The organism is Asticcacaulis machinosus (assembly GCF_028550435.1).
Lineage (GTDB): Bacteria > Pseudomonadota > Alphaproteobacteria > Caulobacterales > Caulobacteraceae > Asticcacaulis > Asticcacaulis machinosus.
The window spans coordinates 947,262-968,909 of sequence record NZ_JAQQKV010000001.1 but is presented as its reverse complement, the minus strand read 5'-3'; the positions used below and the strand labels follow the sequence as shown (position 1 = coordinate 968,909).

30 protein-coding genes are annotated in these 21,648 nt (G+C 57.0%); 11 read left to right on the top strand and 19 right to left on the bottom strand.

Features of this window, described 5'->3' with window-relative positions:
- Positions 1–177 precede the first annotated feature (177 nt).
- The 5 genes from PQU98_RS17035 to PQU98_RS04620 all read right to left on the bottom strand — a co-directional run bounded on the left by PQU98_RS17035 (position 178) and on the right by PQU98_RS04620 (position 4,424).
- Entirely contained in the window at positions 178–630 is a 453-nt protein-coding gene (locus PQU98_RS17035) for a DUF2312 domain-containing protein (protein WP_368408137.1), read from the bottom strand.
- A 2-nt stretch (positions 631–632) separates the two neighbouring features.
- On the bottom strand, positions 633–3,320 hold the full coding sequence (locus tag PQU98_RS04630; RefSeq protein WP_272743710.1) for a toprim domain-containing protein: 2,688 nt from the start codon (positions 3,318–3,320) through the stop codon (positions 633–635).
- Between the two features lie 110 nt (positions 3,321–3,430).
- Entirely contained in the window at positions 3,431–3,622 is a 192-nt protein-coding gene (locus PQU98_RS17030; protein ID WP_368408148.1) for an ogr/Delta-like zinc finger family protein, read from the bottom strand.
- A 119-nt stretch (positions 3,623–3,741) separates the two neighbouring features.
- Entirely contained in the window at positions 3,742–4,227 is a 486-nt protein-coding gene (locus PQU98_RS04625) for a hypothetical protein (RefSeq protein ID WP_272743709.1), read from the bottom strand.
- Positions 4,224–4,424 (bottom strand): hypothetical protein, encoded by a 201-nt coding sequence (locus PQU98_RS04620; RefSeq protein ID WP_272743708.1) that lies wholly within the window; start codon positions 4,422–4,424, stop codon positions 4,224–4,226. The genes PQU98_RS04625 and PQU98_RS04620 overlap by 4 nt, the downstream gene beginning before the upstream one ends.
- Before the next feature lie 209 nt (positions 4,425–4,633).
- Here PQU98_RS04620 and PQU98_RS04615 point away from each other — a divergent pair, with 209 nt between their 5' ends.
- From PQU98_RS04615 to PQU98_RS04585, 7 genes are all read left to right on the top strand, one after another.
- The gene (locus PQU98_RS04615) at positions 4,634–5,350 is read left to right on the top strand and encodes a helix-turn-helix domain-containing protein (protein ID WP_272743707.1); all 717 of its coding nucleotides are present in this window, start codon (positions 4,634–4,636) and stop codon (positions 5,348–5,350) included.
- A 95-nt stretch (positions 5,351–5,445) separates the two neighbouring features.
- A complete protein-coding gene (locus PQU98_RS04610) occupies positions 5,446–5,850 on the top strand; it encodes a helix-turn-helix domain-containing protein (RefSeq protein WP_272743706.1) in 405 nt (134 codons plus the stop codon).
- Positions 5,847–6,125 (top strand): hypothetical protein, encoded by a 279-nt coding sequence (locus PQU98_RS04605; protein ID WP_272743705.1) that lies wholly within the window; start codon positions 5,847–5,849, stop codon positions 6,123–6,125. The genes PQU98_RS04610 and PQU98_RS04605 overlap by 4 nt, the downstream gene beginning before the upstream one ends.
- Positions 6,122–6,538: a hypothetical protein gene (locus PQU98_RS04600; protein WP_272743704.1), complete on the top strand. Its 417-nt coding sequence runs from the start codon at positions 6,122–6,124 to the stop codon at positions 6,536–6,538. The genes PQU98_RS04605 and PQU98_RS04600 overlap by 4 nt, the downstream gene beginning before the upstream one ends.
- Complete coding sequence (locus tag PQU98_RS04595) at positions 6,535–6,978, top strand: hypothetical protein (RefSeq protein WP_272743703.1); 444 nt, start codon at positions 6,535–6,537, stop codon at positions 6,976–6,978. Before PQU98_RS04600 ends, PQU98_RS04595 begins: the two co-directional genes overlap by 4 nt.
- 73 nt (positions 6,979–7,051) lie before the next feature.
- The gene (locus tag PQU98_RS04590) at positions 7,052–8,191 is read left to right on the top strand and encodes an acyltransferase family protein (RefSeq protein WP_272743702.1); all 1,140 of its coding nucleotides are present in this window, start codon (positions 7,052–7,054) and stop codon (positions 8,189–8,191) included.
- Positions 8,192–8,203: 12 nt separating this feature from the next.
- Positions 8,204–8,602, top strand: coding sequence for a hypothetical protein (locus PQU98_RS04585; RefSeq protein ID WP_272743701.1), 399 nt, complete (start codon positions 8,204–8,206; stop codon positions 8,600–8,602).
- Between the two features lie 31 nt (positions 8,603–8,633).
- Here the strand turns inward: PQU98_RS04585 and PQU98_RS04580 are convergent, their stop codons facing one another.
- From PQU98_RS04580 to PQU98_RS04515, 14 genes are all read right to left on the bottom strand, one after another.
- On the bottom strand, positions 8,634–9,659 hold the full coding sequence (locus tag PQU98_RS04580; protein ID WP_272743700.1) for a contractile injection system protein, VgrG/Pvc8 family: 1,026 nt from the start codon (positions 9,657–9,659) through the stop codon (positions 8,634–8,636).
- Positions 9,656–10,063: a phage tail protein gene (locus PQU98_RS04575; protein WP_272743699.1), complete on the bottom strand. Its 408-nt coding sequence runs from the start codon at positions 10,061–10,063 to the stop codon at positions 9,656–9,658. The genes PQU98_RS04580 and PQU98_RS04575 overlap by 4 nt, the downstream gene beginning before the upstream one ends.
- Positions 10,064–10,075: 12 nt before the next feature.
- On the bottom strand, positions 10,076–12,292 hold the full coding sequence (locus PQU98_RS04570; RefSeq protein WP_272743697.1) for a phage tail tape measure protein: 2,217 nt from the start codon (positions 12,290–12,292) through the stop codon (positions 10,076–10,078).
- Positions 12,292–12,429, bottom strand: a complete 138-nt coding sequence (locus PQU98_RS04565) for a hypothetical protein (RefSeq protein WP_272743696.1) — start codon at positions 12,427–12,429, stop codon at positions 12,292–12,294. The genes PQU98_RS04570 and PQU98_RS04565 overlap by 1 nt, the downstream gene beginning before the upstream one ends.
- 20 nt (positions 12,430–12,449) lie before the next feature.
- Complete coding sequence (locus PQU98_RS04560; RefSeq protein WP_272743695.1) at positions 12,450–12,743, bottom strand: phage tail assembly protein; 294 nt, start codon at positions 12,741–12,743, stop codon at positions 12,450–12,452.
- A 24-nt stretch (positions 12,744–12,767) separates the two neighbouring features.
- A complete protein-coding gene (locus PQU98_RS04555; RefSeq protein WP_272743694.1) occupies positions 12,768–13,277 on the bottom strand; it encodes a phage major tail tube protein in 510 nt (169 codons plus the stop codon).
- 74 nt (positions 13,278–13,351) lie between these two features.
- Positions 13,352–14,485 carry a phage tail sheath subtilisin-like domain-containing protein gene (locus PQU98_RS04550; protein WP_272743693.1) on the bottom strand — a complete coding sequence of 378 codons (1,134 nt, stop codon included), beginning with the start codon at positions 14,483–14,485 and terminating at the stop codon, positions 13,352–13,354.
- An 11-nt stretch (positions 14,486–14,496) separates the two neighbouring features.
- Complete coding sequence (locus tag PQU98_RS04545) at positions 14,497–14,838, bottom strand: GPW/gp25 family protein (protein WP_272743692.1); 342 nt, start codon at positions 14,836–14,838, stop codon at positions 14,497–14,499.
- 34 nt (positions 14,839–14,872) lie between these two features.
- The gene (locus PQU98_RS04540) at positions 14,873–15,415 is read right to left on the bottom strand and encodes a phage baseplate assembly protein V (RefSeq protein ID WP_272744488.1); all 543 of its coding nucleotides are present in this window, start codon (positions 15,413–15,415) and stop codon (positions 14,873–14,875) included.
- 72 nt (positions 15,416–15,487) lie between these two features.
- Positions 15,488–15,715: a hypothetical protein gene (locus PQU98_RS04535; RefSeq protein WP_272743691.1), complete on the bottom strand. Its 228-nt coding sequence runs from the start codon at positions 15,713–15,715 to the stop codon at positions 15,488–15,490.
- A gap of 10 nt (positions 15,716–15,725) precedes the next feature.
- Positions 15,726–17,630: a hypothetical protein gene (locus PQU98_RS04530; RefSeq protein ID WP_272743690.1), complete on the bottom strand. Its 1,905-nt coding sequence runs from the start codon at positions 17,628–17,630 to the stop codon at positions 15,726–15,728.
- Positions 17,627–18,172: a hypothetical protein gene (locus tag PQU98_RS04525; protein WP_272743689.1), complete on the bottom strand. Its 546-nt coding sequence runs from the start codon at positions 18,170–18,172 to the stop codon at positions 17,627–17,629. Before PQU98_RS04525 ends, PQU98_RS04530 begins: the two co-directional genes overlap by 4 nt.
- On the bottom strand, positions 18,169–18,876 hold the full coding sequence (locus PQU98_RS04520; RefSeq protein ID WP_272743688.1) for a hypothetical protein: 708 nt from the start codon (positions 18,874–18,876) through the stop codon (positions 18,169–18,171). The genes PQU98_RS04525 and PQU98_RS04520 overlap by 4 nt, the downstream gene beginning before the upstream one ends.
- 119 nt (positions 18,877–18,995) lie before the next feature.
- Complete coding sequence (locus PQU98_RS04515) at positions 18,996–19,343, bottom strand: hypothetical protein (protein WP_272743687.1); 348 nt, start codon at positions 19,341–19,343, stop codon at positions 18,996–18,998.
- A gap of 112 nt (positions 19,344–19,455) precedes the next feature.
- Here PQU98_RS04515 and PQU98_RS04510 point away from each other — a divergent pair, with 112 nt between their 5' ends.
- From PQU98_RS04510 to PQU98_RS04495, 4 genes are read left to right on the top strand one after another with little or no spacing between them, the layout of a single operon-like run.
- Positions 19,456–20,352, top strand: a complete 897-nt coding sequence (locus PQU98_RS04510) for a baseplate assembly protein (RefSeq protein ID WP_272743686.1) — start codon at positions 19,456–19,458, stop codon at positions 20,350–20,352.
- The gene (locus PQU98_RS04505; RefSeq protein WP_272743685.1) at positions 20,349–20,882 is read left to right on the top strand and encodes a phage tail protein I; all 534 of its coding nucleotides are present in this window, start codon (positions 20,349–20,351) and stop codon (positions 20,880–20,882) included. Before PQU98_RS04510 ends, PQU98_RS04505 begins: the two co-directional genes overlap by 4 nt.
- A 12-nt stretch (positions 20,883–20,894) precedes the next feature.
- Positions 20,895–21,131, top strand: a complete 237-nt coding sequence (locus PQU98_RS04500; RefSeq protein ID WP_272743684.1) for a hypothetical protein — start codon at positions 20,895–20,897, stop codon at positions 21,129–21,131.
- An 8-nt stretch (positions 21,132–21,139) separates the two neighbouring features.
- Positions 21,140–21,646 (top strand): hypothetical protein, encoded by a 507-nt coding sequence (locus PQU98_RS04495; RefSeq protein ID WP_272743683.1) that lies wholly within the window; start codon positions 21,140–21,142, stop codon positions 21,644–21,646.
- Positions 21,647–21,648: the final 2 nt, after the last annotated feature.

Here is a 21,648-nt window from a genome sequence, read left to right as displayed (position 1 = left end):
CTAAGGTTTAATTGCAGCGCCTCATTTTCAATATAGCCTGGGCTTAAAAGCGATTGTGATCTCTCAGCAAAGCGCGGGTCGTGCTCAACATTAGCTGACGCGATAACTCTTTTTACGAACGCCCAATCGTGGCCGCTTAATTCAAGTCTCATCAGGGTTGTCCTTTTCGGGATTGAGTTAGCCCAGACCGCCAATGGCGGAGGCGTATAGGTCGAAGAGGGCTTCTTCCTCTTGTCGTTTGGTGGGGTCTTTCCGGCGGGCGATCACGACACGCTTAAGAATTTTCACGTCGAAGCCTTCGCCTTTGGCTTCGAGGCCAACTTCCTTAATGTCGATGCGGATGGTTTCGGCGTCATCGAGCAGGCGGTCGAAGCGTTCGACAAAGGATTTAAGGCGCGACTGGGCGGCGGATGTGATGGCATCGGTTTCGGCACCATCATTGCCCGCATTGAGGATTTCCTCGGTGCTCATGCGACCGGTGGCGATGCGACTGGCGTTTTTGATGGCACAGTCATGGCACCGCGGCACTTCGCCCAGGCGGGCGGTCGTCTGCCAATGCCAGCCTTCGGGCAGGGCATCGGCGGGGCCGTCAGCCGTGGCGTCACAGCCGGAGCAGATGAAGCGTTTCATGATCAGCCTCCTTTCTTTTGAGGTTCGCGGCGGAATACCCAGCAGCGCACAGAGGCGTGGGTTAGGCCGGAGTTGATGACCTTGTTCGACTCGACGAACGGGCGGGATTTCGAGTTTTTGAGGTTGGCTTTCAGTTCGTCTGTTGTCGGCGCGGCGAGGCCTGCGCGCTTTACGGCCTGTTCAAACTGCAGGAGGTTGACCGAAATGAAATCGGTGCCACGGCTGTGGTTGAGGCCGCGCACTTCCCCTTCTGGGGTCAGGGTTTTGGGATCGTCTTCGAGGTGATCGAAGATGTCCCAGAACTTAGCCACAGTCTCATTATCGCTTTCGATAAGCTGGTCGCGGGCTATGGCGAGACTGTTAATATGATCGTGGGTGGTGCGCAGAATATCCGGTGTCAGTTTCAGGATCGGTGCGAAGGCCTCTAGCGCCGCATGTAACTGCGCGTGATTAAGCCGTATCCGCCCATTTTTAACCCGGTTGTCAGCGGCCAGAAACGCCGCCTCATATTTATCCTTAAGGGCAGAGAACTTCTCAAGAATGTCTTTTTCCCGTCGGATGATATGGATTATGGTGCCGCTGATGTCGTCCATCGGCCAGTGTTCAAGTTGGGTCGCGGCTTCCTTAGTGTCAGCGCTCCAGCCTTCCTTAGTGAACGCCATCTGTATGATGCGCTCCATAACGGCCTGTTCAGCCACGACCGGTGCATTCTGGTTGATGATCAGTGCGCTTCGGAACGGGCTTTCATCGGTTGAATTGTCGCCGCTGGGTTTCCCGCGTGAGCGCACAATCCGGCCATTGAAAAAGGGCTTTACCTCTGACCAGTCGAATTTTTTGGCGTGTGAATTGGTGTCAGCGCGGTCGCTTTCCATAAAGACGGTCGGCAGATTAGCGACCTTGGCCAGATTGCGGGCGAGCGCGGCGGTTGTGGCCTTGGAAGGGTCAAAGCCTTCGTAATTATCCCGCCCACACAGCTTCCATAGGAATTCGATAAGTGTGGATTTGCCGGTGCCGGGGATGCCCGACATTTCGACAAAGCCCAGAGATTTATGGTGATGAATGCGGACTTGTTCCGCAAAAAACGACAGCAGCCAGAAGACGGTAACGACCATGCCGTTAGGCCCGAAGGCGCGCCACACAACCATGACCCACGAGATATCAAAGGCATCCGGATCGTATTTGATATCAAGGTAAGGATCGCGGCTGGCCAGCTTGAGCTGCATGCTGCCTAAATCGAAATAGTCCTCGGCATTGATTTTATAGACCTTGCCATTTTGGACGGCGAAATCGCCCAGCACCCATGCATTATGAACCGGCTGTTCTTTCTTATCCTTGCGGCCGGAATAGCCAACGAAGGGCAGGGCCGTGACGGTTTTCATGCCGAAGGTCTGTTCGGCCACAAGCCGGTCAAGCTGGCGCGATCCGCCTTCCCATAAAGCCCCCGCAGCCCCCATGAGGGCCTTTTTAAATTCTGATCCGGCTGTTAATGCGGCGGCGGACATGCGCGCCTTAAAGAGGCCCGGTCTGCCATGAACGTCGATGTCGAGAAAAAAATGGTTTTCGCCGGTGCCTAAATCTAACTGAGCGTAGAGTACGCGAAATGCACAGTTGGCGATCTGGGTGACTTCGGCGCATGAACGTGCGGCAAAGTTTTCGGTAACCTCTTCCTTGTCCTTGGTTTCAGTGATCTTTTTTTGATCGAAGGACGCCCACCATGTGCGGCTGTCGTGGATGAAATGGAAGCTGGCGCGCCGTTGTTTTTCCCATAGCAGAATGGCTTTGTCGGTGGCGTTGTCGGCCAGTATCAAGCGGCCATTCCACAGATATTCCGGTATCAGTTCGGGCGTCAGCTTGCCCGCCATAAGCAGGTCATTCCAATCGTGGTCGGCTTTGCTGTCTTCGGGCACCGGCTGAGCCGCCGTTGACCGCCATCCGTTTTTCATGGCTTCCGCATGGTATTTGCGGGTGTATTCAACGCCCGCCCGCCCATTATCGAACGCCCAGATCAATTCTGGGCCGCGCAGGTTTTGTGCCGCGATTTCTTTTTTCAGATCGGCCAAAAACTGATCAGGGTAGTTATTGGTGGACATGGCGGCGACCGAGCACTCACCCGCCTGCCGCCAAGAGCATGTGTCGAAAATGCCTTCGGTGATCCATATGCGGTCTGCACGGGCGAGAACTTCAAGGCCCTGATCTGGCGCCATCCAGACATGTCCGCGATAGGAGCCTATAAAATTGGCTTTGCGGTCGAACCGTCCGGGATGGTCGATCAGACGCTCCCATTTCGCCCCGTTGGAAAGCTGAAACCGCACGGTGGCGGAGGTCATGTTCCGGTCGTAGTCTTTGAAAATTTCCTGAGAGAAGGCTTTGCGCAGGCCCAACAGTTTCAGGCCGCGTGCCCCTTCGAGATAAGCTTCCGCGCTGGCGTTCGGATTTTGAGGGGTGGGCTTTACACGGTTCGACCAGGTATCGAATATTTCAGGATAAAGGCTTTTTACGCTGAACTTTTCGCCGCATTTATTGGCCCGACCGCAGTGAAGCGTCCAGGGTGTGGCCTTATAGGCAAATAGCTCACGGCCTTTGCATTGCGGGCATTCGCCTTTGCGCAGGTTGTCACCTTCGACCTTAAACCGGAAATCGGCCATAAGGCGCGGTAGCAACTCATCATATATGTCCTGTCGCATCGACATAGGGCAGGGGTACTTTCAGAGGCATCGGCAGGCCGATGGCAGACAAGACAATAGCGTTCGCGGCCTGAACCATTAGGCGCGTGGCTTTGGAAAATTCGTCGGGGTAGGCGTTAGGTCGGCTTGGCGACCGGCTCACAAACTAGCCGGGAGGGTCGCGTCGTCTTGATCCATTCAAGGTTCATTACCCATTCGTGTCCGCACTCAGGGTTTTTGCAGGTGTAATATAGGCACCGCGTTCGCGGCCCTAAGCGGTAAGAGCTTCTGGCCGTGGACTTTGCCCCGCACACTTCGCAAGGGGCCATAGGGCCTTTTTCGCGACTGCGTTTGCGCTGGGCGTCCAGCCACTCAGCTCGCTGTTCAGTTGGTTTACTCATGATACCCAGCCCGGATTGATTTGATTGAGGGTGTCCCACCACCATCTTTAATGCCCCTGCTTATGTGAGAGGTCTTCGCCCCATCCATTGGCCTTAATGTCCGCCGGGATGTGCTGATAGGATTCGAGGGCTGCGGCGTCTAAGCTGGCGACCTTATCGAAATTGAGTGTGAGGCTTGCTGCGGGCCGGTCGTAAGTCCGGCGCAGATCGGCCTCTATGTCCTCAAGGCTTTGATCTTTCCGTGCCACTGCTCGGCGGGCGTCACGGTCATAGGCTTCGAGGCGTTCAAGCTCGCGGCTGAGGAAGTCGATAGTGGTAACATCCCCCTCGACGCATCGGCCTTCGCCAATACGGAGGGTGTAGCGCCGCTGCCACTGGATTGCCGGGCCGATGGCTAAATCGGTCAGGGCTTTCAGGGCGTCCGTGATATCAAATATGCCCGCCAACTTCGCGGCTCTGAAATGCTCACGCGCTTTTTGAAAGTCGGGTGCTAAGCACACCTGATCGCCACGGGCGAAAATGCGTTTTTTCACTGGTCATCCCCTTCCTCATCGGTTTCAGGACGTTCGAACCAATCATCCAGCTTGATTTCGCCTTTGGTATATTTGCGCACGGCGACCCGCGTTTCGACCGACGCCGGTGAGAAGCGCTCGTTTGACGGTGGCAGCAGGTTGCGCTCTAATGTCTGCTGGCTTACGCCAATCGCGCGAGCGCCCTGTGCGACGCTCATCCCGTGCTTGAAAAGCCATAGGTGGAATGGCGCGCGTTCAACAGGCTTTGGTGGTTGCGTTGTGTGACAAATTTGCATTGTGATCGAATCAATGTGAGTGGTCGGTGTATGTGGCTACTGATTTGGTGTATCCGGCAATAGTAAATGTGTAGTTAACTCTGTCTATGATGGTGATAACAAACACCGTGTCGTTATTGCACTATCGGGTCATGAAGGATTTGACACCGAAAGAGCAGGCGATTCTTTATGGCCACGCATTGGCGAGGCTACGGGCGCGAACGCGCCTCTCGCAGGCTCAAGCTGCCGAAAAGCTTGGTATTAATCAGCAATCCTGGCAGCGATATGAAACCGGCTCTAATCAGGCATTCCTCGATGTGGCTTTGCAGCGGAAATGCGTAGAGGCGTTGGGCTTCACAATGGACGCGCTTGAGCGCGAGGTCGAAGCCGTGATGGATGGTCGGCCTATGTTCGACATGCCCAGCCCGCCGCTTTTACGCGATGATACAGACCGTCCAGAGCGTCAAAGCCTTGTATTTCCGCTTGATGGTGTCGCGCGCGCGTCACCGGAGGGGGTGCATATTTATCAGGGCGATGGTACCGAAACCTTTGACCTGTCTATGTTCATCGACAAAAACACGCGATTTATGCGGGTCTTTGGTGAGAGCGTTTATCCCTACGCGTCGTCGGGGGGGTATATTTCCTACAATATGGTCGGCGCACCTAAAAAAGATGAAGGCGTCATCGTCCGGTATCACGACGGTCAGGTGTTTGTGAAAAAGTACATCCGGACGACGAATACCCATGTTGAGTGCATTCAATATGAGCCTGTCGAACTTGAGGGCGGCGTCACGGCGTATCAGGAAAGCGTTGTGAAATATCACCTTAAGGACGTTATGGCAGTCTATCCCGTTGGCATCAGAGTGTAAAAAACACTAGCACGGTGTATTTAACACTTGACGGTGTGGTGTAACTCAGTGTTTTAATCAACTCATAGCTTATCACGCTATGGGAGATTACACACATGTTATCCATCTTAGATAATGGCCCTGACCCGATTGACGTGATCGTGGGCATGAACGTCCGCCGTGTGCGCAAACAGCGGGGAATGTCTCAGGAAGCCTTGGCTGAGGCCATCGATCTTACGTTCCAACAGGTGCAGAAGTATGAGCGCGGGGCGAACCGCGTGAGCGCCTCAAAGCTTTTCAAAATCGCCAAAGTTCTGGAGGTTCGCATCGAGAGCCTGTTTCCGGAGCGTGACTGGGATTGTCAGGTCGAAAACAGCGCCCGGTGGGTCGATGACGCCCAAGCGATGTCGGTTGAGCACCCCGAACTGTTTGATGCCTTGGCCAAGTTGCATCCGGGGCAGGTGAAAATCCTGCTGGCGACCGCAAATGGTTTCATCGCGGCTGGTCAGGTGGCGGCATGACACACACACAAAGCCTGATCGGGCCTTATGAGGCCCATACAAATGGCAAATCATGGTGGGTTCAAACACCCGCGCCTTATCGTGAAGTGCTTGCTGAAAATCTGAGCGAAAAGGCGGCGCGTATGCTGTGCCACGTGCCTAATCTGATTGAGGCGCTTCAGACTGCTGAAACATTCATTTCAGGTTTTGAAGATGATGAATTGCAAGACGGGATTAACGACAGACTTTCGATTATCCGTGCTGCGATAGATGAAGTGACAGGCGGTGCGGCATGAGCATTGTCATCGGTTTCGATCCCGCCCGCGCAAATAGCGACGTGTCCGGCATAGTCTGCATGCGGCGCGATCACGACGGGCGGCTGCGCCTGATCCGTGCGAAAACGGCTCAGGTCATGGAATTCAAGCCGCGCCCCGTCATCATCACCCGCCGCGCACACATACGGGCTAAGCTTACCACGGCGGCAATGTCGTGCGCCTCTGACACCATGACGGCGGTGTGGTTGAAGAAGGCTAATCAGGCGGGGTACCTGCCCAGTGCCGAACTGACGGCCCAGCCTGAGACGGTTATAACCGATTTCACGCCGGATGGCTTTGATCCGCGAGACAAAGGCCAAGTATGGCCGTGGCTGTCGATTGTGCTGCTGACCATGCTTGCTATAGCCCTGACGCCGATGGGGTGGCTGCTATGACCCAACCTAACCCATCCGCCTTAGAGGCGTTGAGCCAAATTGAGCTGCTAACAAATGCAGAGCAAGGAAGCCCGAATGAAAAGCGGTTTGCGATCATCCGCGCCGCCCTTCAACCCACAAGCGGTGAGCCGGTAGGGTATCTTGTAAAAAGTCAGTTACCTGACCGTGAATATACAGCATACACGCTAGCAGGCGACATAGAAACCCTTAGAAGACATGGTGCTGAGCTTATCCCTCTTTACACCTCGCCGCCCGATCAGTCCGCACGGATAGCGGAATTGGAGGCGGCGCTTAAATCGGCATGGTTCCATGCAAAACATATGGCCGCGTGGATATCTGATCAGCCTGCTTCTTATTCATTTGAGGGTCTAGGTGAAGATCAAGAGCTAATCGAAAAAGCCCTCACCACCCTAGAGCAAGATCGCCTGAAATCAACTTGACGATGTGTCCATACAATAATACCCCTGCCTGATATCGGGCCGGGGTATTTGGGAGTCGGGGGCTATTATGAACATGACGCTGGCATCTGAAATGCTCCGGGCTGATCATCGCCCCAGCGGTTTCGACTATATGCGGCTTATTTTATCGCTGGGCGTCGTGGTCAGCCACAGCGTCCTTTATTGTTACGGCGATGCCATCGCGTATCAATTCTGGGATAGTCCGGCGCGCCCGGTGCTTAAGCTGATCCTGCCTATGTTTTTTGCCCTGTCGGGCTTTCTGGTCGCCGGAAGTCTTGAGCGATCTCAGACGCTGGTGAATTTCCTTGGCTTACGATTCATACGCATCTATCCGGCCCTGACGGTCGAGGTTCTGCTGTCGGCGCTGCTGATCGGTACGTTCGTTACGATGCTGCCTTTGGGCGAATATTTCACGCATCCCGATTTCCTGCGCTATCTGGTCAATGTCACCGGCCATATCAGCTATTATTTGCCGGGTGTTTTCGAGACCAATCCGTTCCCGCGTCAGGTCAACTCCCAGCTTTGGACGGTGCCCTATGAGCTTAAATGCTACATCGTGCTGGCGATACTGTTTGTGCTGGGCCTGAAACGAAGAAAATTCTTGGTCTGGATCGCCTTGGCTTTGGTCATGGGCCGCGACCTGATGAAAAAGGCGGCGAACGATTGGCAAGGTCTGGAATCGCCCGGCGTGATCGGCGGTGAGTTCTTAGTACCGTTCTTCCTTGCCGGTGTGGCGATGTACCTTTACCGCGACCGGATCGCCTTTAACTGGGTGCTGTTTGCGATCAGCGCCGTGCTGTCGGTTGTCCTTTTGTCATATGTCACAGGCGGCGAGTATCTTGGCGTCATCCCGGCCACCTATTTCACCGTTTTTCTGGGGCTTTGTAATCCGGTCAGGAGCGCCTTTAGCCGTGCCGCCGATTACTCATACGGCATATTCCTCTATGGCGCTGTGGTTCAGCAAACCATCGTGCATCTGTTCCCTGATCTAAGAGAATGGTACTGGAACATCCTCATCGCGCTGCCTATCTGTTTTGTGATTGGCTGGGTGTCATGGAACTGGATCGAAAAGCCCATGATGGGCTTTAGAGGCCAGATCAAGGCCAGTGAAAAATGGTGGATCGGGGTTAAGACCGTGTTGGCCGCGAGAGCGGTGGCGATCTTCAAGCCCCAGTCCACCTCAATTTTAGATTAACAGGAGGAATGCATGACGTTGAAAAAAGAGGCGCTGCTGCCTTTATCGGAATTGTTGTTTTCCATTGAGCAGCAAACCATTGCCGGGGGAACTAGCCTTGACGATGGTGTTCAGTCTATCCTACCCGCCGTTCACTTTGCTGGGAAGCGGCTGGCAGATTTGCATGAGTCTTTGCAGACAAGGGAGCCAAATGTCGATGATGAGGCGGTCGTCCTCGCGGTTATTTCTGACATTAAAGCTGTGGCGAGTAACGAAAGTTACTCTAAGGCGCTGCACTACAGAGGTGTTAATCTGAGCAAGACTGATTTTCCCATTATTTCAAACGATGGTATCGCCACACAAGGTGGAACCATAGGGATTGGAACGGCATTAGCGGCGTTTGAAAACATAGCTTCTCAAGCCTTCACTTGATATTGATCCGGAGGTCGACCAAATATTTCGGTTAACTACCGGTCTCAAGGCTGAGCCGCGTCATGAGACCGCCTCGACCATCCATTGAATGCGAGGCCTCGGCGATCAGCCAGTCATGGTCGTTTATCTCAGTCTTATAGCCGGTCAGTTTGAGCGGGCGCTCTGGCGTCAGGTCTGGACGGCCTAATGCCAAGGGCAGGGACATCTTTGCCTTTGAACGCACCACGCGTTTGTGTTCGGCTTCTGCCGCCTGACGGGCTGAGGCCTCACTGGCAAACGTTCTGCGCAGACGCTTAGGTTTACCGTCGCCATTACCGCCACCGGCAACCACGGTCATTTTGGTGCCGGTGGCTTTGTCGTGATATTGCGCTTCGACGCCGTTATAGGTATCGCGTTCAGCGCGCCCGTAGCGCGCGCCCAGCCCGCACTGGCTGCGATCAATTGTCTCAACGGGTAGGGATGTGCCGCCCGCCGTCTGGCCTTTGCCGATGGGCGCAAAAATGAGCTTGCCCATCTTTACGGTCGCGACGGCATCAAACCTTTTTCCCAATTCCATGATTCGGGCGGAATCGGATTTCGCGCCGGAGCCCAGTGCCGGTACGGACTTTGATTTCAAGTTAGGGTCGATGTGCGCGGTCAAGCCATTTTCAGAGGCGATGGTTTCAACAATATGGCCGACCGTCGTGTTCACAAAGGAGCGCTCACGCCGCACACGGTAGCTGTCGGTAAAGTCCGCGGATCTGGCACGGATAATGATTTTATCCGGATCGGCTTCCCACTCGGCCTCATCGACCTTAAACTCGCCCTTATCGACAAGGCCAATCGGCAGGCCTTGGCCCTGCTGCCAGCCCATTTCGACCTTTAGTTTTTTTCCGGCCGGCGGAATTTCGACCGTGCCGTTTTTGTCATCGATGATAAGCTCCAACTCGTCGGCTTCCTCCCCGCGCTTTTCGGTCAGGGTGAGGGAAATCAGCAGCGGACGCAACTTGTCGGTCAGGTCGCGGCCGTCGAGCGTGATGCGCCAGGTCGCCTTTGGCATCCGTTTTTCAAAACTCATGCGCGGGCCTCAGATATCGGGGGCAGTGGATCATCATCCCGCTTAAGCAAGATGGTGAAATCGGCTTTTCGCGGCTTGCCATCCTTCATGAAAGTGCTGTCGTTTTGAGCGATATTGGCGATATACCATTCGCCGAGCACATCGCCCGACCCGCTGACTAAGGTATAGGCGTCACCGGTTGCCGCCAGATCGCGAATTTCATCCATAGAGGCAAACCGGCCCAGCCCGCCGCCGACCAGCGCGCCGGTCAGGGTAATCGTGTCGTCGCCTTCGCCCAGATACTGCGCAGCGGGCCGCGCGCCAAAACGATCGGTTGTGGCGTGGCGGTAGGCGGTCTGGCGCTGCAGTTCCTGATAGGGCAGGGAGGCCAGTTCAAAGATAAAAGAGCCAAGGGCCATCATCATGTCGGGTGCTCCTTAATCGTCACGGTCGCGGAATGACGCCAGAGACGGTTTCGACAATTCCCGGATCATGTCTTTGAGCTTACGCTCTAAGGTCGCCGCGATGTCGTCGGGAGACTGACCGGGGGCCGCGTTAATTGTGATCGGAATACTGCCGATATGTATAGCGCCTGACGCCTGAGTGGCGGCACCGGCAGCGGTCTGGCTCTGGCGGATCGATGTGCCGGAGAATGGGGACGACACGGCCTCCGCCATTCGCCGCGCTTCGCCCAGCGGGCCATCCATGCCCCGGCGCATCCCAACCCTAAGCCCTTCGGCAATACTGCCCCCGAATCCGGCGAACACGCGTGAAGGGGAATGGATGCCCAATATGCCCTTGAACCAACCGGCGACCTTACCGGCAATGCCAGTGATCATCGATTTCACCAACGCGATCTTATCGGATATGCCGCCGATCAGGCCCTGCATAATGTTGCCGCCGATGGTTTTGAAGGTGCCCCAAAGCCCCTGAAGGTAGGTCAATCCCACAGCAAACGCTGACTTGATCTTGTCCCAATTTTTATAGATCAGGAAACCGGCTATGGCGACCGCCGCGACTATGGCCGTGATGATCAGAACGATAGGGTTGGCCAGCAGCATCAGACCCGCGCGGGCGATACCCTGAGCCAGAAAGATCGCCGCCGTGCGCATGATCGTGAACGCCTGCAGGATGCGCGGGGCAAAACCGATAATCCCCTGCATGACCGGCCCCAGCTTACCCAGCATGAGGAAGCCGTTGTAAAGGTGCGCTATGGGCCCGATGACCATGCCAAAGGCGAACCGTGAGGCCCCCAGCGCGATATTGAGGCCCGCCAGCACGGCAATGGTTTTCACAATGAACGATATGACCTGCGGATTTTTCGAGGCAAACGCCTCAAAACGATCCGCCGCCGTGCGGATATGGCCTGACACTTCTGAGAAGGCAGGCATCAGGGCGGTGCCGACAACCAATGCCAGGCGGGACAGATCGCCCATAATCGCGCGCGCCTGAGTGCCCGCACTGGCCGACCGGATAGCGAAATCCTGATCGACTACGCCGGATGCTTTCAAGGCTTCGGCCCTGATGCGCCGGTATTCCTCCATGTTTTGCACAAGAGGGCGAAGTGCCGCCTGAGCTTGCATATCGCCGAATAATTTAGAGACCTTTGACAGGTCGCCACCAGTCGCTTTTTGGGTTAGCTCGGCTATGGCCTCAAGCGGGGTCTTGCCTTCGGCATAAGCCTTTTTCAAAGCCTTGGGCAGATCAACACCCATTTTAGCGAACTTCTTTTCGGTCTCCTCTGTGTTGAGTTTCGCCAGCAGGTTTTCAACATTGGTGGCCGCTTTTTCTGCGCTGCCTGCGCCTTTTCGCGCGATCTGCAATGCGGCCGACAGATCAGCTACGGCGGGCACCCCCCTTTGACCCAGTGCCTGAGCCTGAGCCGTAAGGTTCGGGAAGAAGGTAGCCATGTCCTTAATTTCAAATGCGCCGTTTTTACCCGCGCTGGCCATCGCATCGAGGGCGCGCGCGGTCTCATTTATAGGGACTTTCAGGTTGTCGAAGTTGGCATATGACGCGGCGGCCAGATCCGCGATCTCGGCACGATAGGCGGTCGCGGCCCGACCGATTGGGGCGATCATCACCCCGGCTTGCTGTGGCGTCATGCCAAAACCTGCCAGAGTATCGACGCCCATGCGCATCGCTTCTGGGATCTGGTGCGCGGCTTTGGCGGCGCGCAGTATATTCCCTTCCAGTTTTTTGGTTTCCGCGACCGTCAGCCCGGCTTTCTGGCGGATATCGATCATGCCGTCTTCGAAGCTGGCGGCGGCTTTACCGGCCAGAAAAAGCGGCGCGGCCATCGCTACGCCGGTCGTTATATTTTCCGTCCCCTTTGACCGCGCGGAATCGCCCATAGCCGAAAAGCGGCCCACACGCGATATCGCATCCTTTTGGGCATTAACCTTTTTGGTGGTCGCTGCGATCTGGGATTCGAGGCGCCTTTGATCGTCCACCATTTGACGGGTAGGAACGCCGACCGCGCCGATGGCTTTTTGAAGCTCCTTAAGCTCCTTACGCTCTTCCTTCAGAGTGTGGTTGAGGCCGCGCAATTTATCCTGCGCGGCCCCACCGGCACCGACGATACCTTTTAAGACGCCGGAGAGGCCATCAACACCCTTGAATTGAAGGAGTAGGGCTAATTTACGCTCGGCCATTAATCCTTGATCCCATTCATAAGGTTATAGCGTTTAATGGCGCCCTGATGCTCCGCGACAAGTTCTTCGAGCGGCAGGGCGCTTAGGGTACCTTGCGTCCAATATCCCGAATAGATCGCGGCGATATCGCGCATCATTTCGTCGATCGATGCGGCTTTCAGCCCCGCAGCGAAGCCGGTGTCAAAAAAATGACCACCTCATTTACCAGCGCTGTAAAGTCGGCCACGTCGATTATGTCGGGATCTGCGAGTTCCTGTTCCGAAATCGGTGGCATTGTCAGGCGCGGCAGAAGCGTCAACATCTGATCGACGTTCGAATTCAGGAGGGCGTTGAGGTTCGTCCCGCGCAATTCACCTGCGCCGGGCTTACGGACTTTGATGGATTTATGTTCGGTGTCGCCCAGTTTGTAGGGCTTTTCGAGATCGACAACGGCAAATTTGGGGTCGGACATGGTCTGACTTTCTTTGGATTAAGGCTACAGGTCGAGGGCGGCGCGCATACCGGCGAGGCGATCCACGCCGTCAATGATCAGAGTCGGGGCCAGAATATCGATTTCGATGACGGTTCTGCCGTCGATTTCGAGGCGGTAGTACGGGCAGTGGGTGGTGATGGTCTTATCGCCCAGCTCACCCGCCTTGGCGGTACCCGGTGCAATCTGGCCGTGGCGACCGCGCATGACAATTTCGACACGCGTCCATTTATTGGTGTCGTCGGACTGATAGCCGCCGACCCAGCGAAGCTGAGTGCCGTCAAGGGTCGGCACCCCAAACTGACGGTAGGCATCGACCAGAAGACCGCCCGCTTTCCATTCGAACTCGATCGGCTCGACCCCCATTTCGATCTTAGCTTCTGACAGCATCCCGCCTGCGCGGTAATCGACCAGCTTAAGCGCGATGTTGGGGAGGGTGACTTCGGGAATCTGGCCGAGGAAGCTACCGCCATCCACGAACAGTTGCATGAATTTCAGGATAGAAGGCAGTGACATGGTATGTGATCCTGTGGCTGAAAAAGAGGTTTAGCCCCCTGACTAATCAGGAGGCGTGATGCTGATTGCGGGGCTTAGGAAATGGCGGGGATGTCCGAGTAGTATTCGGAGGTGATGCGCTGATTTATCGTCAGAGATTCCAGCGGCGCGCACGGCGTATAATCATAGTCGATGATCAGCTTACCGCCCGCGAGCGCGGATGCTGCGTTCTTAGCGGGGTCGTACCACATCTTCGCGCCGATCAGATATCCCTGAGACACCAAGCCGCGCAGGGCGGCGTTGCCGGTGTCCACAATGTCTTTGATCAGCCATTTGGTCAGGGGCTTATCGATAGCCCAGCGGAGCGATTCCCGGATGATTTCCCGCACCGCCGCGCCGGAGCGGACGGCGGTTTCAAAGGCAAACAACGGTTCGTCCGAACAGGTGCGGTTGCCCCAGAAGCGATAGCCGCCGTCACGGATCAGGGCGGTGATTTCGGAATCGTTGAGTTCGGAGGCATCGGTCGATACCCCGGCAATATCGAAGTGAACGCCCTTTGACAGGCCGGTCACACCCTGCACCGGATAGTTGGACAGGGTTTTATGCCAGCCGACTTCCTGATCGATCAGGGCGCGCAGGCCCATAGCACGGGCGACGGCTGAGCCTGAAAAGTCTGAAAATTCCGGCCACAGGAGCATTAACTCGCGTTGCGCAAAACCTGCGCGATAGGTCTTGGCCTCAGCTATGTTTTCGCCGATAGCCGGGGCATAAACAAAGCCGTCGAGTTGTTTGGCGATTACCGCCAGTGCGGCGGTCACCTCCTGAGCGCCAAAGCCCGGTGCACCGATGATTTTGGGGGTGACGCCCAATTGAGATTTGGCAGACAGCAGCGCCTTCGCCCCCGTCTTTTGACCTTCGGTCGTAATGTCGCCAATGACATTGATGTTGGTTGCGCCCGGATTTGCACCCTCGGTGACCCGCACCACGACCACGGTCGGGTTGACCTGATCAGCAATCGCGCGCAGGGCATTGGCCAGAGTGCCGGTCGCGCCCGCTGCCGCGATGGCGGCATAGATATCGGTGAAGAGTCTGGGCGTGTTCAAAGGCAAATCATCAGACGTCGCGGCGGGCGCGGTGCCGACAATGCCGATAACGGCGGTTGAGGCGCTGGCGCTGGGGCGGGTGCCGGTCGTGGTTTCAAGAGTTTTTACGCCGTGATGGTTGGGCATGGGATGGGCTCCTAGAGAGGGACTTTAAGGGCGAAGGCGGGAAACAAAGGCAGATCGAGGCGACGGCCTTCGATATCTATGGCCGCGCCGCCCAGTGCGGATGCCGAATGGAAGCGCACGAGCGTCAGCCTTACGCGCGGCTCCCACCGATGCACGGCTCCGGCGACGGAAGCGGCGATCCGCAAGGACATGGCCGTGTTCATGGGCTGATCGATCAGGGCGAACAGTTCAGAGCCGTAGTCGCGGCGCATAACGCGTGTGCCGAGGGGGGTGGTCAGGATGTCGCGGATAGACTGGACGATATGTTCCATGCCTTCGATGCGCTTACCCGTCAGGCGATCCATGCCGCTCATGTTGGTTGCCCTAACACTTCGTTTCTTGAGGGCGTCATTCCGGCACCGCCGTCTTGGCTGCACCGGCGGATACCCCGCCATGTTTATGGCCCTTCAGGCTGATGGCTGCAGCCAACACATCATCGTCAGACGTGATCTTGCCGGTGGCGTCTACCTTACCAGTGACTTTCACATCGCCCTCGAACTCAAAGCCGTCAGGGGCTTTGAGGATGGCTTTGCCGGTCAGGTCGAGGGTCAGGACATTGGCCTCATAGTCATAATCAAAGAAGGTGCCGTTAGGCATTTTGATATGAACGCGGGGGCCCGTGATCGGCGGGGGATTGGCTGTGGTGTTGAGGCCGCGCAGGATTACGGCGGCTTCGATGTCGGCTTCCATGCACAAAAGGATGACGGACTCGCCCTCAGACGGCGGGCACCAGGTGGACACCGCACCGGCACACTCGCACCACGGCAAAGGCGGGGAGGTGATATCCCCGACCTTAACCGTGGCGGTACCTGTGCTCAGATCGACCGTGTCAATGATCCCTTTGCGGATCACATCGCCGATCAGGCCGGGAATGTCGTCATTGGCGCTCATAGGGCGCACGATCATCGCCCCTCGGACTATGCGCCAGAGGGGCGTTTTGTTGTGTGCGCCTATTACAAAACCTTACGCGGCGGGCGGGGATTCGGGCGGCGGGTTTCGGATGACACCGGTGTTGATCTTAACCTCAACACCGGCCGCGACTTCGGCTACGCGGGCCTTTGTGGCGACCGCGTCATATTGACCGTCCTTCATCACTGCGTTCACCGTTCGGTTATGAGTGACGCCCGCATGGACGAACACAACCGGTACATGGCCATTATCAGCGTCGTATTTGCCAATGGTAGTTTTCATAAAAGGCTCCTTAAACTTTTCCGATGGCGATAAATGTGACTGTGCCCGATGTGCCACCGCCGCCGGTGATAAAGCCGCGCCCTACCGTCAGGGAGGTGGCAGGCTGACCAATCGGCTGATTAACCATGATCCCGTGATTGTCCACGTTCGCATTTGAGCCGTTGGGAACGCAGACGGCAGCAAGGTGGAGTGAGACTGGTTTGCTGAGATTGATGGTCGCTGGCTGGTCTCCATTCAGGACACCTGACGTTCCCCAGTTCACGACAAAGCCACCGGGCATTTGAAAGTGGCCGACAGGATTGGCGTTGAAATCAAATTGATTCAGCAGGGCAAAGGCTTCCAGCGGGTTGCCACGGAACAGGTCGGTATCCATACCAGAACCTGCGCCATCATTTGAGGCCCGCCAGACATCGGCAATATGCGGATCAAACACTATACTGCCCAGATCCGAGCTATCGACCTGGGCTTTAAGGCGGGAGCCAGACCAGCCGATATGGACGATGTTCGGGCCTTGGCCGGAGCCACCGCCTTGCCTGACCGGAACAAACCCTAACCGCCCCGGAATGTCCGCATACCATCCACCCTGCTGGCCATCGAGCAGATCGGAATCGAGGCCTGAGCCCGCGCCATCATTGCCTGCCGACCAGACAATTTGACTGTGTGAGTATACATTGGCGGCATAGAAAGGCACGTAGGAGGCTGGGTCATTGTTATTACCGCGCGCGCGTAATGAACCATCCTCATACATCTTAAGATGGGCGGCGTTTACCCCTGCCCAATGAAAGGCTATCGACGGCGCGTAGGCCGTCGATCTGGTCGCAGTGCCAACATAGCCTATTTCACGGATCTGGATCGGCGCAGAGTGAAAGCCTTCATTGGGCGTATCGCCTGCACTGATTTGCCCCTGACTTCGTGCCGCATTGGGCGTCCCATCGTTCCGCGTGTAAGCTGACGGTGGGCGACCGTGGAACAGGTCGGCATCCATGCCTGAGCCCGCGCCATCATTGCCCGCGTTCCAGACAATCTGACCCGCAGCCCCCATTTGGCCCGCACTTGAGAAAACTCCAGAGGGGTCAAGCGACGCCCGCGCTGCGCCTCCGATTATGAAATAGAGGACATTCGTAGCGCGGCTGAAATAGATGTAATCGGCGGCGTCAAAGTTGAGGATAGGGTTGCCACCCTGAATATCGAGATAGGCCAGTTCATCGCGACGGATAGGGCCTGTGAAAGTATCGCCAGCTTTGTTGGCCGGTGTGAAACCTAAACGGGCGGCAATATTGGAATACCATGCGCCTTGCTGGCCATCGAGCAGATCGGAATCGAGGCCTGAGCCGGAGCCATCGTTTGATGACCGCCAGACGTCCGATCCCCATGCCGCCAGCCACGTAGAAAAGGCAAACCACAGGCTCTTGGCCGTCACGGCGCGGGTAGCGTCGGTTTTTCCTGCAACTTCGGGATCAGTTGCCAGTTCGATCACACCCTGCACTTCGGTTGTCGCCGGCGGGTTCAGGAACTCGGTCGATCCGAATGTTATGGTGGGTGCGGCGATATCCGCCAGTTTGATATCAACCGACAGAAGCAGGGTCGAATTGACGGTCTTTTCCATGATGGGTGACGCCTGACCAAACAGGCCGAACAGGACGCCATTGGAAAGATAAAGCGCGAACGACCGCAGGGAATATACCGACGCGGTTTCATCGCGGATGGTCATGTGGAGCGTGTCATCCGCCACGGCCACGCCACCAAATGTGGCCAGCCGTTTAATCTCACCGGCAAGGGCGGTCATGGTGGGGTTTGCGGTCACCGCCGTCGCCGAGACGCCGATCTGAGTTACCAGAACTGTGTTTGTCCCCGTATTGGCCGCATTCACTAAGGCGGCGCGACCAGCATTGGTGATGACTAAAGACAGGCTCATGGCTGCGCCTCTTGGGATGCTGTGACTTGAGATTGCAGGGCGATGAGCTGAGCGCGGATTTGGCCCGCCGTGTCATAGAGATCGACAATGGACTGAACGCAGTCTGCACCCGTTGAATGCGTCAGGTCTCCGGCGGTGCTTGGCGGCGGACTTTCGGCAATTCCGGAGGCGGCGTCAGCAGGCTCGGGGAGATAGCCGGTTGTTTTGGAATTGGCGATATCGGCGGCTTGGTCGAGGATGCGCAGGCCGTCAGTATCGATACAGACAGTGCGATAGACAGGGCGCTCAATAATGCGCTGAGTTTCACGGTGAATTTCCTTTACGGCGGTTTGGCGCTGGGTTTCAGCAATGGCGGCGTCGCGGCTCAAAATGTTGATCAGGGCCTGTTGCCTGCGGATCGAGGTCATTGCGGCCTCGGCTTGGCGGGCAGATGCCAGTTCTGCTTTCTCGTAAGCGTCCTTGCTGCCTTCAAGATAACCGGCACCAAACGAGAGCGTGACCATCCCAAGGCATAGGCCGAGTGTTTTGAGGGCATCGATCATACGAATAACCCCGACAGGCGTTCCGCGATTTTTTTGGCCGTGGCCAGTTCCAGCATAGCCGGGCCATTGATCCCGCGCCGCACCCATTTGGCGTCGTTGCGGTCGGCAGGCACAGACAGGCTGTTTGAATTCCAGAATTCGACGGCGGCAATGGCCGAATATAGCGGCTGTTCCAGAAACTGCGGCTGAGTAACCAGCGGCCTGCCGACCGCCTTTTCGAGGGCGGCATAGTTGGCCTTGCCGGTGTGCATCAGGAAGCCGCGACCGCGATATTTAAAACCGTCGCCGGAGGCTTCATTACCGTTGCCATTGCGGTTGGCATAGATGCGGTTGCCGATTGCGGCTTCGCCCTGACGGATCAGAAGTGTAGCATCATTCACGCCTTTGACCGCCGAGAATGTGGCGTCCAGATGGGCGGCGTCTTTGTAGTGCAGGCTTTCCGTAAGCCTGCCAAACCAGCCCGATTCAATAGCGGCATTGGCCAGAAAGTGGGCGAGGCGGTAGCGACCGATGATCTGGCCCTTGATCAGTTGCGGACAAAGCGCATCGGCATAGGTTTGCAGCTTGGCGTCCGCTTTGCGACCCGCCGCCATAGCCATCATGGCGCACAAGGTTTTCGCGCCGAACTCACCATCGATCAGACCCGGCTGATAGCCCAGACGGGTCAGGTTCCCTTGAGCGGTTTTCACTTCGGCGGGTGTCATGATTCAGGACTCACGATTGTGGCGGCAATGGATTTCACGGCGGGCGTGGTGCACGGCGCGGCGGAAGGTCAGGGCGGCGGCGACAAGGGAAATCAGGCCAATCACGGCCAAGGTTGGAATCATGGCGTGTTCTCCATTTTCAACTCTCGGCGGATAAAGAATTGCAGCCCGTTCAGCAGGAAGCCGAAGCCCAGCGCCCCCATGATCATGGTCAGCAGAACCGAGACGACAGGCGGGAAGTTGGAATAGACCGTGACGGCGACGCTGACGGTCGCGAAGGCGGGCAGAGCGGACAGATCGGAGATCGCCAGCCAGCGGCGCTTACGACGCCAGTGGCTGAGTTCAACCGGGTCGGTCGGGGGCTGTTTTCCAATGCCAAACAGCATGTATCCCAGCCTGCCCGTAATTGAGGTCAGGCCCGCAAAAAAGCTGATTAACCAGAGAATGGCCAGTTCGGGATGCGTCATGGCCGCACGTTCATCGCGCGGGCGGGCGAAGACCAGTCTGGGATTTTGTCATGTGCGCCTATTACAAAAGGGCCGTGTCGCGCCTTAGACAGAGAGGGGCGCAAATGGCGGCATGAGCGACGCCACTTTCAACGCTATCGATCTTTCCCGCTTGCCCGCGCCCAACGTCATCGAGCCGTTGAGCTATGAGCAAATCCTTGCGGATACCGTGGCGAGCCTGAAAGCCTTCATCCCTGATTTTGATGACACGCTCGAATCCGACCCCATCGTCAAGCTGCTGGAAGTCGTGGCCTACCGCGAGTTTCTGATGCGTCAGCGCATTAATGACGCCGGAAAGGCGCGGATGCTGGCCTATGCAATGGGGAGCGACCTCGATCACATAGGCGCAACCTTTGGGGTTGAGCGACTGATGCTTACCCCTGCCAATCCGGAAACCGGTGCGCCTGCCGTTATGGAAGGCGATGAGGATTTCAGAGAGCGCATTCAGCTTGCGCCCGAAGGCTACAGCGTCGCAGGCCCTGCCGGGGCCTATATCTATCACGCCAGATCGGCTCACAGCGATGTGGCGGACGCCTCCGTCGCCAGCCCTGCGCCGGGTGAAGTCGTCGTCACGATATTGTCCCGGACGGGCAGCGGCGTCGCTACCTCCGGACTGATCAACACGGTTCAAGCGGCCCTGTCCGCCAGTGATAAACGCCCGTTGACTGATGAGGTCACCGTACAGGCCGCGCAGATCATCGAATATCAGGTGACAGCGCAGGTTAAAACCTACCCCGGCCCCGACGGCGGCATCGTTATCGAAAATGGATTGGCCAATGCGCAAGCGCTGGCGGTGCGTCTTCATAAGCTTGGCCGCGACGTGAACCGCGCGGCCTTTTTCGCCGCCATCAACGGCGAAGGGGCTCAGAACACGCTCCTGACATCGCCTGCCGCCGATATCGTTATTGCTGACCATCAGGCCAGCCGATGCACGGGCATAACGATTACGCATGTGGGGACGGATGAATGAGCCTGCTCCCCCCCAATTCTTCACCCTTAGAGCGCGCCGTTGAGGCTGCGACTGACCGCACCCCACCGATCCCTTTGCGGGCGATCTGGGACGCCGATACCTGCCCGCTGCATGTCCTGCCGTGGTTAGCGTGGGCGCTGAGCATCGATAACTGGTCGGCGGACTGGCCTGAGGCTGCAAAGCGTGACCGGGTGCGGATCGCCATCGCCCTGCAGCGGAAAAAAGGCACTGCCCAATCGGTTCATGACGTGGTGCGGGCTGTCGGCGCGCAAGTCGCGATCCGGGAGTGGTTCGAGATGGTTCCGAAGGGGACGCCACACACCTTTGAGTTAGCGCTCAACGTCACCGACGCCAGCGGCGCGCCCGCCAGCGCCGAATACATCGAGCACGTGATCAATGAGGTTCGGCGAACCAAGCCGGTGCGGTCTCACTTTGAATTCGTGCAGGGCCTTGTGGCTCAAAACTCAATCGGGATCGTGCCCGCCGCGCGGGTTGCCACCTTTGCCCGCCTTTCCCTGACCGCCGCTTAAAGGAGCCCAGACATGGCCGACGACACCCCCGAATCCCGACCGATTTCAACGGACGACCTGCGTATGGCCGGAGCCGTCATCAGGGCAGACGTGACCAAGGCTTTCCTCGCCGACAATGGCGCTCTGACCCCAGAGGCCGTGACACCTGCGTTCCTCAACGACCGGGGCGTGGCGATGGATACAGAGGTCATAAAAACCGATGACGACCCCGGTGACTTCACCCTGATTTTCAACAACCGCCTGATCTAGGAGACACCATGTCCACTTCCGCACAGCGCACCATCGATTTGGCGGTTCGTGCCGCCACTGAATGCAAATCAATCCGCACCCTGTTGAACGGCAATAGTGCCGATTTATCGATGCTGACCACGACTGCGAAGACCAGTCTGGTCGCGGCTTTGAATGAACTCAAGGCCAATCTTGACACGGTGGCCGCGTCCATCGGAGCGCAGATTGATGACGCCGCCGTGGCCTCGACCAGCAAAACGTGGTCGGTCACCAAGATTTCAAACCAGATAGCTGCCGCCGTCAATTCGGTCATTTCCAGCGCTCCCGGCGCTCTCGATACGCTGGATGAGCTTGCCGCCGCGCTGGGAGATGACGCCAATTTTGCCGCCAACATCACGACGGCGCTGTCGAACCGGCTGCGCATCGACATCCCCAATCAGGGCCTGACGGCGCAGCAAAAGCTGAACGGCTGCACCAACCTGGGGATCGGCGATCCGGACACCAATTTTGTCACGAGTTTTGAAGGGGGCCTGTAAGT

What these genes read in the sequence shown, in the direction of transcription:
- PQU98_RS04580 (WP_272743700.1), bottom strand. Translation starts at nt 9,659, where the DNA reads ATGAGTTTTGAAAAACGGATGCCAAAGGCGACCTGGCGCATCACGCTC.
- PQU98_RS04525 (WP_272743689.1), bottom strand. Translation starts at nt 18,172, where the DNA reads ATGATCGATGCCCTCAAAACACTCGGCCTATGCCTTGGGATGGTCACG.
- PQU98_RS04600 (WP_272743704.1), top strand. Translation starts at nt 6,122, where the DNA reads ATGAGCATTGTCATCGGTTTCGATCCCGCCCGCGCAAATAGCGACGTG.
- PQU98_RS04615 (WP_272743707.1), top strand. Translation starts at nt 4,634, where the DNA reads ATGAAGGATTTGACACCGAAAGAGCAGGCGATTCTTTATGGCCACGCA.
- PQU98_RS04570 (WP_272743697.1), bottom strand. Translation starts at nt 12,292, where the DNA reads ATGGCCGAGCGTAAATTAGCCCTACTCCTTCAATTCAAGGGTGTTGAT.
- PQU98_RS04620 (WP_272743708.1), bottom strand. Translation starts at nt 4,424, where the DNA reads ATGAGCGTCGCACAGGGCGCTCGCGCGATTGGCGTAAGCCAGCAGACA.
- PQU98_RS04550 (WP_272743693.1), bottom strand. Translation starts at nt 14,485, where the DNA reads ATGCCCAACCATCACGGCGTAAAAACTCTTGAAACCACGACCGGCACC.
- PQU98_RS04505 (WP_272743685.1), top strand. Translation starts at nt 20,349, where the DNA reads ATGAGCCTGCTCCCCCCCAATTCTTCACCCTTAGAGCGCGCCGTTGAG.
- PQU98_RS04605 (WP_272743705.1), top strand. Translation starts at nt 5,847, where the DNA reads ATGACACACACACAAAGCCTGATCGGGCCTTATGAGGCCCATACAAAT.
- PQU98_RS04495 (WP_272743683.1), top strand. Translation starts at nt 21,140, where the DNA reads ATGTCCACTTCCGCACAGCGCACCATCGATTTGGCGGTTCGTGCCGCC.
- PQU98_RS04595 (WP_272743703.1), top strand. Translation starts at nt 6,535, where the DNA reads ATGACCCAACCTAACCCATCCGCCTTAGAGGCGTTGAGCCAAATTGAG.
- PQU98_RS04510 (WP_272743686.1), top strand. Translation starts at nt 19,456, where the DNA reads ATGAGCGACGCCACTTTCAACGCTATCGATCTTTCCCGCTTGCCCGCG.
- PQU98_RS17035 (WP_368408137.1), bottom strand. Translation starts at nt 630, where the DNA reads ATGAAACGCTTCATCTGCTCCGGCTGTGACGCCACGGCTGACGGCCCC.
- PQU98_RS04590 (WP_272743702.1), top strand. Translation starts at nt 7,052, where the DNA reads ATGACGCTGGCATCTGAAATGCTCCGGGCTGATCATCGCCCCAGCGGT.
- PQU98_RS04515 (WP_272743687.1), bottom strand. Translation starts at nt 19,343, where the DNA reads ATGACGCATCCCGAACTGGCCATTCTCTGGTTAATCAGCTTTTTTGCG.
- PQU98_RS04575 (WP_272743699.1), bottom strand. Translation starts at nt 10,063, where the DNA reads ATGATGATGGCCCTTGGCTCTTTTATCTTTGAACTGGCCTCCCTGCCC.
- PQU98_RS04560 (WP_272743695.1), bottom strand. Translation starts at nt 12,743, where the DNA reads ATGTCCGACCCCAAATTTGCCGTTGTCGATCTCGAAAAGCCCTACAAA.
- PQU98_RS17030 (WP_368408148.1), bottom strand. Translation starts at nt 3,622, where the DNA reads ATGGCCCCTTGCGAAGTGTGCGGGGCAAAGTCCACGGCCAGAAGCTCT.
- PQU98_RS04530 (WP_272743690.1), bottom strand. Translation starts at nt 17,630, where the DNA reads ATGAGCCTGTCTTTAGTCATCACCAATGCTGGTCGCGCCGCCTTAGTG.
- PQU98_RS04520 (WP_272743688.1), bottom strand. Translation starts at nt 18,876, where the DNA reads ATGACACCCGCCGAAGTGAAAACCGCTCAAGGGAACCTGACCCGTCTG.
- PQU98_RS04565 (WP_272743696.1), bottom strand. Translation starts at nt 12,429, where the DNA reads ATGATGCGCGATATCGCCGCGATCTATTCGGGATATTGGACGCAAGGT.
- PQU98_RS04540 (WP_272744488.1), bottom strand. Translation starts at nt 15,415, where the DNA reads ATGAGCGCCAATGACGACATTCCCGGCCTGATCGGCGATGTGATCCGC.
- PQU98_RS04610 (WP_272743706.1), top strand. Translation starts at nt 5,446, where the DNA reads ATGTTATCCATCTTAGATAATGGCCCTGACCCGATTGACGTGATCGTG.
- PQU98_RS04585 (WP_272743701.1), top strand. Translation starts at nt 8,204, where the DNA reads ATGACGTTGAAAAAAGAGGCGCTGCTGCCTTTATCGGAATTGTTGTTT.
- PQU98_RS04630 (WP_272743710.1), bottom strand. Translation starts at nt 3,320, where the DNA reads ATGTCGATGCGACAGGACATATATGATGAGTTGCTACCGCGCCTTATG.
- PQU98_RS04545 (WP_272743692.1), bottom strand. Translation starts at nt 14,838, where the DNA reads ATGAGCGGCATGGATCGCCTGACGGGTAAGCGCATCGAAGGCATGGAA.
- PQU98_RS04500 (WP_272743684.1), top strand. Translation starts at nt 20,895, where the DNA reads ATGGCCGACGACACCCCCGAATCCCGACCGATTTCAACGGACGACCTG.
- PQU98_RS04535 (WP_272743691.1), bottom strand. Translation starts at nt 15,715, where the DNA reads ATGAAAACTACCATTGGCAAATACGACGCTGATAATGGCCATGTACCG.
- PQU98_RS04555 (WP_272743694.1), bottom strand. Translation starts at nt 13,277, where the DNA reads ATGTCACTGCCTTCTATCCTGAAATTCATGCAACTGTTCGTGGATGGC.